5 protein-coding genes and 2 pseudogenes are annotated in these 7,668 nt (G+C 32.4%); all 7 read right to left on the reverse strand.

Annotated elements, in window-relative coordinates; genetic code table 11:
* Window positions 1-251: 251 nt before the first annotated feature.
* The 7 genes and pseudogenes from CI949_RS13965 to CI949_RS13995 all read right to left on the reverse strand — a co-directional run bounded on the left by CI949_RS13965 (window position 252) and on the right by CI949_RS13995 (window position 7,601).
* Window positions 252-1,960, reverse strand: a pseudogene (locus CI949_RS13965) (NADH-dependent [FeFe] hydrogenase, group A6).
* Window positions 1,953-3,185, reverse strand: a complete 1,233-nt coding sequence (locus tag CI949_RS13970) for an NADH-quinone oxidoreductase subunit F (RefSeq protein WP_290767420.1) — start codon at window positions 3,183-3,185, stop codon at window positions 1,953-1,955. Before CI949_RS13970 ends, CI949_RS13965 begins: the two are co-directional and overlap by 8 nt.
* Before the next feature lie 39 nt (window positions 3,186-3,224).
* A pseudogene (gene nuoE, locus CI949_RS13975) lies at window positions 3,225-3,665 on the reverse strand (NADH-quinone oxidoreductase subunit NuoE); the annotation flags it as partial.
* 242 nt (window positions 3,666-3,907) lie between these two features.
* Window positions 3,908-4,510, reverse strand: a complete 603-nt coding sequence (locus tag CI949_RS13980) for a permease (RefSeq protein WP_290767422.1) — start codon at window positions 4,508-4,510, stop codon at window positions 3,908-3,910.
* Window positions 4,510-4,986, reverse strand: coding sequence for a permease (locus CI949_RS13985; RefSeq protein ID WP_290767424.1), 477 nt, complete (start codon window positions 4,984-4,986; stop codon window positions 4,510-4,512). The genes CI949_RS13980 and CI949_RS13985 overlap by 1 nt, the downstream gene beginning before the upstream one ends.
* Before the next feature lie 110 nt (window positions 4,987-5,096).
* Window positions 5,097-6,293, reverse strand: a complete 1,197-nt coding sequence (locus CI949_RS13990; protein ID WP_290767426.1) for a cation:proton antiporter — start codon at window positions 6,291-6,293, stop codon at window positions 5,097-5,099.
* 171 nt (window positions 6,294-6,464) lie between these two features.
* Entirely contained in the window at window positions 6,465-7,601 is a 1,137-nt protein-coding gene (locus tag CI949_RS13995) for an alanine--glyoxylate aminotransferase family protein (protein WP_290767428.1), read from the reverse strand.
* Window positions 7,602-7,668: the final 67 nt, after the last annotated feature.

The raw sequence follows: 7,668 nt of genomic DNA on the forward strand, positions 1-7,668 counted from the left end.
AATACAGTAAATTACTAAAGTTTAATCATAAAAATAAAACCTTCTCCCCAGAAAGAATGGTTTGAAGGTTAAATTGACACAGCTATCCCAAAATTTAAGGATTTTTTATCTTAGTATTATCTTAAATTGATTGCTAAGCCCAACCTTTGCCAGCCTCTCTGGACTGATTTAAAAGGTTAATCTATTCTTTTGTTATTGTGATTTAGTTTAACACTAATACTGAAAACTGTCAATAGTTATCCATGTATCCATTAAATTTTTCGCGCTTTATATTTTGTGTGAAGTAATTTGTGAGCAATTTCACTGCCTGGATTTCCCAGATAATCATCATATATCTTCTTAATATAAGGGTTTTCATGTGACTTTCTTAATTTTTTATTGCTGTCAATTTGGTAAATAGCTCTCTGTCTTTTTTCTAATACGTTATCATCACAGGAAATTGGCTGACCGCCTCCACCCATACAGCCACCAGGACATGCCATAAATTCGACAAAATCAAATTCTTCTCCCGCTTTGATCATTTCCATAAGCTTACGTGCATTACCAAGGCCATGAGCCACAGCAGCCTTTAATTTCAAACCATCAATTTCTATTTCTGCCTTTTTTATTCCTTCTAAACCTCTTACAATTTCAAAATCTATTTTTTCTAATTCATGACCGGTAATCAATTCAGTTGCTGTTCTAAGTGCTGCTTCCATAACTCCCCCAGTAGTTCCAAATATATTTGCTGCACCCGAAGAAACTCCCAGCAGTTCGTCATATTCGCTTTCTTCTAAGTTGAGAAAATCTATACCTGCAGATTTAATAATAGAAGCCAGCTCTCTGGTAGTTAATACATAATCAACATCTCCAGCCATTTCTTCTCTTTTTGCTTCAAATTTCTTAGCTGTACAGGGCATTATTGATACTATATTCATATCTTTAGGATCAATACCTGCTTCTTTGGCATAATACGTTTTAGCTACTGCCCCAAACATCTGCTGAGGTGATTTAGCAGATGAAAGATGTTCCAAATAATCTGGATAAAAGTGTTCAATAAACTTAATCCAACCTGGACTGCAGGAAGTGAATAGCGGTAACTTACCACCATTATTTATTCTATTAATTCTGTTCCTTCTTCCATAATTGTTAAATCGGCTGCAAAATTGGTATCGAAAACCGCATCAAAATCTAATCTTTTTAAGGCTGTAACCAGCTGACCAGTAGAAATATCTCCAGCTTGATTAGAAAAGGGTTCTGAAATTGCAACTCGAACTGCAGGCGCCGTTTGTACAACAACATGTTTGCTCTCATCATTCAAAAGATCTAGGACAATATCTTTTTGGTAAAGTTCATGTAGGGCACCAGTTGGACAAGAAAGTATACACTGACCACAGTTAGTACATTCTACATTACCCATTCCTCTATTCTTAAAAGTTGTAACAACAGTTTATGGGCCGCGATTTGCTGTAGTAAAAATACCAATACCCTGAACTTCTTCACATTTTCTAATACAGCGGTTACAGCTAATACATTTTTCAGGCTCTCTAATAATTGCATAGCTTGAATTATCAATGCTTTCACCACGTTTTATTGGATCCAATCTCATTTTAGAGACTCCAATATCTTCAGCTATTTCTTTTAGCTCACAGTTACTGGCCCGGCTGCAGGTCAAACAATTGAGCTGGCAGTCAATATTATGAGTGGCAATGATTAACTCAAATAAATTCTTTCTCAGTTCTCTAACTTTTTTTGAATGTGTTTTAATTTTCATGCCGTCTTCAATTTCCGTTGCACAAGCAGGTTTAAGCAGTTCTTCTCCTTCAATTTCAACAACGCAGAGTCTACAGCCTCCATAAATTGATAGACCTTCTTCATAACAGAGGGTTGGAATATTTATTTTAGCTTTTTTGGCAGCATCTAGAATGCTTATTTTTTCTTCAAGTTCCATTTTAATTCCATCTATTTCTGCTTTAAACATAAATCTTCCCTCCAATCCTTAATTCTTCACCATAATTTTGAATAACTGAAGTAATAAAATTAAGTGATGACTGACCTAAACCGCAACGGGCTGCTAACCTAATTGTATTACCAATATCGTTGATTAACTCAGCATTAATTTTATTAGATTCTGGCTTAAATGATTTCAATATTTTATTGATCTGCCTATTCCCTTCTCGACAAGGAAAACAAGTACCACAAGTTTCATCCATATAAAATCTGGAAACATTCAGCATTAAATCTAGTAGATCATGTTTTTTGCTAACTGCAATAACAGCTCCTGAACCCAAACTACTTCCTCTTTCCTCAAATTCCTGATAACTGTAGGGAAAATCTAAACTATCGGCTTTTATTAAGGCTGTTGAAATACCGCCTGGAACAACAAACCTTAAATCTGCATTAGTTTTTATACCTCCACCTAATTCATATATAATTTCTTTTAAGGTGATTTTCCCAAACTCAACTTCATATAAACCAGGTTTATTTAAATCACCACTTAGACATAATAATTTCGTACCGCGGCTGCCTTCGATTCCTAATGATGAAAATTCTTCTGATTCCGGATTTAAAATTTCTGCTGCACAGCATAAGCTTTCAACATTATTTACTACTGTAGGCTGGTTATATAAACCCTTTTCAATAGGATAAGGTGGTTTAATGCGTGAGCGACCTCTTTTGCCTTCAATTGAATTTAATAATGACGTTTCATCACCGCAAACATAGGCACCTGCACCTCTGACAAGTTTTAACTCTAATTGAAACTCACTGTTAAAAAGATATTCATTTAATATTTTTTCTTTTTCAGCCGCTTCAATTATTTTAGAAAATACATCTATGGCTTTCGAATATTCCCCTCTAATATAAATATATGCTTTATCTGCCCCAACAGCATAAGCTGCAAGCATAATTCCTTCTAAAACTTTTAGAGGTCTTTCTTCCAACAAATATCTATCTTTAAACGTTCCGGGTTCTCCTTCATCTCCATTACAAACTAAAAACTTTTCTTGGGCTTCAATATTAGCTGCCATTTCCCATTTGATTCCTGTTGGAAAACCAGCACCACCTCGCCCTTTAAGTTCAGAGTCTTTTATTTTTTGAATTGTTTTTTCTCGGCCTAATTTAAGAGCATTTTTAATCGATTTAAAATTATAATCAGAAATGTCTAAGAGCTGATCCCCTTTTAGATAAAATTTTTCTTTGGACATAATCTCACTCCTTACTTAAGATACTGAAAAATTTAATGATTATATACAGTCATTTAAAATTTCTAAGGCTTTATTTTCATTTATTTTTGTATATATCTGATTATTTACCATCATAACTGGTCCTTCTCCACAGTGTCCCAAACATTCTACCACTTCCAAAGTGAATTTTTTATCAGCAGTAGTCTGATGACTTTCTAAATTTAAATATGATTTCACAGCTTTTAAAACAGAATCAGATTCATTGAGATGACAAGAAATACTGTCACAAATTCTAATTATATATTTACCTGTTGGTTCAGTGTAAAACATCGAGTAAAATGAAATTACTCCAAAAACATTTGCTCTCGGCAGTTGATATTTTTCAGCCAAATTTTCAATTTCAGCTTCTGGAATATAACCATAAGTGCTCTGGATTTCATGCAGTTTTTCTAAAAGACTGTCCTGATAAAATTTATATTTTTCTAATTCCATTTGAATTTCACTCCTTTGTGATAATTTTAACTAATTTGAGTATAATTTTGCTAATTTTCAGACTTTTAATAATAAATAAATCTTCTTGTTTAACTTAATAATATCACATCTTGCCTATTATAATCAAATGTTAAAAACTTTATGAAACAAGAAATTATTACAATAATATTAATTTCTATTCTAGATGTATATTTAATCTAAAATTAAAATAGCCAGACAAAATCGCCTGGCCTTATGATTTGATTAGTAACTTATTTCATATTTTCATTAAAATCTTTTACATCAATTATTTTTTCCATAATAAGAGCAATTATAAAAATTGAAATTAAAGTAAAGATAAATCTAAGTATGGAAAACTTAAGTCCAATAAATTGCACTTCTATTCCCAGTTGGGGTACTTTTAATGAAGCCCAAACACCCAAAAATATTATTACATTAGAAAGGCTGGCCTTTTTACGCAGAAGTTCTGCTGCAATTGGAAAAGCTATATACATTGGCCCAGTCGGTAAAGTTCCTAAAAATACTGCAAGAAACTTTCCCTTAAATGAAGAATTATGCCCTAAATACTTCTCAACCATTGAGGTTGGAACCCAGCGATCTGACAGCCCCATTATCACAAGCACTGCTGGAAAAACAAAAATCATCTCTTTTAAGTAACGGCCAGACATAGAAAGTGCAGCTGGAAATCTTTCTGGAAAAAAATATCTAAAGACTGTCAAAATTATCACCCAAAACATTAATGTTTTTATTGTCTTTTTTATATTTTCTTTCAGTTTTTGATTCTGCTTTTCAGCCTGTATTTTCTTCTTATTTTCTTTTGAGTTATTATTTTCAATATTATCTACTGCTGTCATCAAATAAACACCCCAATCATAAATGCAATTACTAATGCAAAAATTAAAGCAAGACCATTTCTATAAATTGTTATTTTTTTGCCTAACTCTTTTAATTCAACTGGAATAGTCACAAAACCAACCATAGTTAAGGTTGTGATAAAAGCTGCTACAGGAGTATAAGATGCTCCAGCATCAATTAAAGAGCCTGCTAATGGTAAAGCAATTAAACTTGGAATCATCATCACAGCTCCAAATAACGCTGCTCCCCCTACCTGAATTAAGGAAAAACTTCCTCCTAAAAATTCTTTTATTAATTCTGGTGGCAAAAATGCAAAAATAATACCAATTAATGCAACCAGTGAAATTAACTGAGGAGCGAGTCCCAGCCCCTTAAATAAAGCTATTTTTAGAGCTCCTTTGGTTTTTTTATTGCTTTTTAAAAATGAAATAAATAATAAAAGCAAAGCAAAAATATTGATAACAGCTGCAACCATAATTTAACCTCCTGATATTTTCTTTATCTTATTTTATCTTATAAAAAGATTATAATCAAATGTTCAGAAAATCTCAGTGATTCAAATCACAATTCATTAATTGAATTAAATTAGTTTTTAACTGAAGAATCGTCAGTTAACCAATGATTACCTGCAATTTTTATTGCTGCTGCCCCTAATGGAGCTGTAACAATAATTGATAAAACAGCAAGAGCAAGTATTAACTCACCTGATGCCACACCAGCTGCTAACGGAATAGCGCCAATTGCTGCCTGAACAGTAGCTTTAGGAGTATAGGCTATAACACAAAAACCTCTTTCTTTTAAATTTAGATGGGTACCAAAAAGTGAAATTAAGACTCCAATTGATCTAAAGCTTAATCCAATTATTATAATTATTAAACCAATAGAGCCTGATTCAAAAGCAAGATTAATATTAACTTCAGCTCCAATTAAAACGAATAACATTAATTCAGCAAAAACCCAAATTTTATTAAATTTTGAAGATAATCTTTTAGCTAATTCTGAATATCTTTCTTGAATCACAAATCCAATAACCATAATACCCAGCAGAGTTGCTATTGGAATAATTCCATTTAGTAAATGTTCAACGGAATTCATTAAGATCCCAAAACTAAGAATTAATAATGCTTTTTTTGTGTCACGAATATGATATTTATTAAAAACATAGAGTAAAAGTAAAGCAATTACTGTTCCCAGGATAATACCAAGTATAATAGCAATTGGAATATTTAAAACCTGTTTTAAAATATTAATTTGTTCTCCACCATAAATACTCAAAAAAGCTGAAAATATAGTAATTGCTACCACATCATCAACAGAAGCCCCTGTTAAGATTAAAGTCGGCACTCCCTTTTTAGTACCTTTTTGCCTATCTATTAGAGATAACATTTGGGGAACTACAACTGCTGGGGAAACTGCAGCAATAATAAAAGCCAAAATCCCTGCTTCTATAAACTCAAATTTTAAAAAGTAAATTGCTGCTGCAATAACAGCAGTACCTTCTAAAAGTCCTGGTACAAAACTTAATTTGATTGCTGGAATTCCAACTTTTTTCAAGGTTTCTTTTTCTATTCCAAGCCCAGCTCTAATTAAAATTACAATTAAAGCTATCATTCTTAAATCTGAAGAAATATTTAAGATATCCTGACTAATTAAATCTAATCCATACGGGCCAAGTAAAATTCCAATAAAAAGCATCCCCAGAAGTGCTGGTAGTTTAATCTTATTAAAAAACCTTCCAAATAATAAAGCAAATAAAATAATTAGAGCTAAACTTAAAGCCAAAGTAATCTCTCCTTTTTTAATTTTAGGTACTAAATACATGTGAGTAATATTCAGATACTCAAGAATCTTATATATAAAAATAAAAAAACTCCTATCTTAATAGGGATATCCCTACAAGATAGGAGCCATCATCTGTTAAATAAACAGTAATTGAAGGGGAGCTCCATCCCCTTAGTTCATTTCATTTACAAATACTTTATGTAATTCAACATTTAAATTAAAACCTAGTTCTCTTAAACTGTGATCAAAAGCTTTTAAAGTTCTATACAACTTTTCTTCATAACAGTTTTCTCCCATATGTCCAATCCGAATTAATTTATCTTCAAACTCTCCTAATGAAGCTGCAATCATAACATTATAACTTTCTGTCATCAACTGGTTTAATTCCTGATAATTTATAGAATCAGGAATTTCTATAGCAGTAACTGTATCTGAATGACCATTTTCAGCAAATAAATTAAGGTTAGATTCAACAATGGCTTTTCTAACTGCGGCTGCAATCTGACTGTGCCTGGTGAAAACCTCTTGATCCCCTAACCATTTATCTAGAGCAGCATTCAAAGCATAGATATCGCTAATAGCCTGAGTATAAGGAAAATATTTTTCTTCATACCAGTTCTGCCAGAGCTGTAGATTTGTATAATAACCTCTAACGGGTGTTTCTCTATTGTTTACTGCATTCCAGGCTGCATCACTAACACTCATAAAGGTAAGCCCTGGTGGCACTGATAAACACTTTTGGGAACCGCCTAAAATAATATCAATTCCCCATTTATCAACTTCTATTGGGACTCCTCCAATCGCAGAAACTGAATCTACAACCGATAAGATATTATATTTATTTAATAATTTAGTAATTTCACCAACATTATTTATAATTCCAGTAGGAGTTTCACAATGAACAAAGGTTGCAAATTTAAAATCATTTTTCTCTGCTAACATTTCATCCAACTTATTAATATCAATTTCTTTATTATATGGAAATTCCCATTTAGTAACATCAGCTCCATATAAATCAGCAAAGTCTGCAAATCCTCTACCAAAAATTCCATTATCTAAAACTAAAACCTTATCCCCCGGCTCAATTAAGGAAGCACAGGCAGATTCCAGTCCTAAAATACCCTCCCCACTCATAATAATCACATCATTTTTTGTTTTGATAACCTGCTGCAGTTTAGAACTAACATCAAGATAAAAATCAAAAAATTCAGGATCAAGATCGGGGTTAGTAATTTTTTGGCTCATTGCCCGTCTAACTTCTTCACTGACCTCAGTCGGACCGGGTGTCATAATTAATAAATCACTCACAAAAATCACTCCCACAATTTTACGGTCTAATATAGATTTTATAACTTTTTATGGGAGATTGTCAAGC

The sequence above is a fragment of the Halanaerobium sp. genome, assembly GCF_003070835.1.

Bases quoted from the DNA above. Each gene is read 5' to 3' on its own strand.
- CI949_RS13985 (WP_290767424.1), bottom strand. From the start codon at position 4,986: ATGGTTGCAGCTGTTATCAATATTTTTGCTTTGCTTTTATTATTTATT.
- CI949_RS13980 (WP_290767422.1), bottom strand. From the start codon at position 4,510: ATGACAGCAGTAGATAATATTGAAAATAATAACTCAAAAGAAAATAAG.
- CI949_RS13970 (WP_290767420.1), bottom strand. From the start codon at position 3,185: ATGTCCAAAGAAAAATTTTATCTAAAAGGGGATCAGCTCTTAGACATT.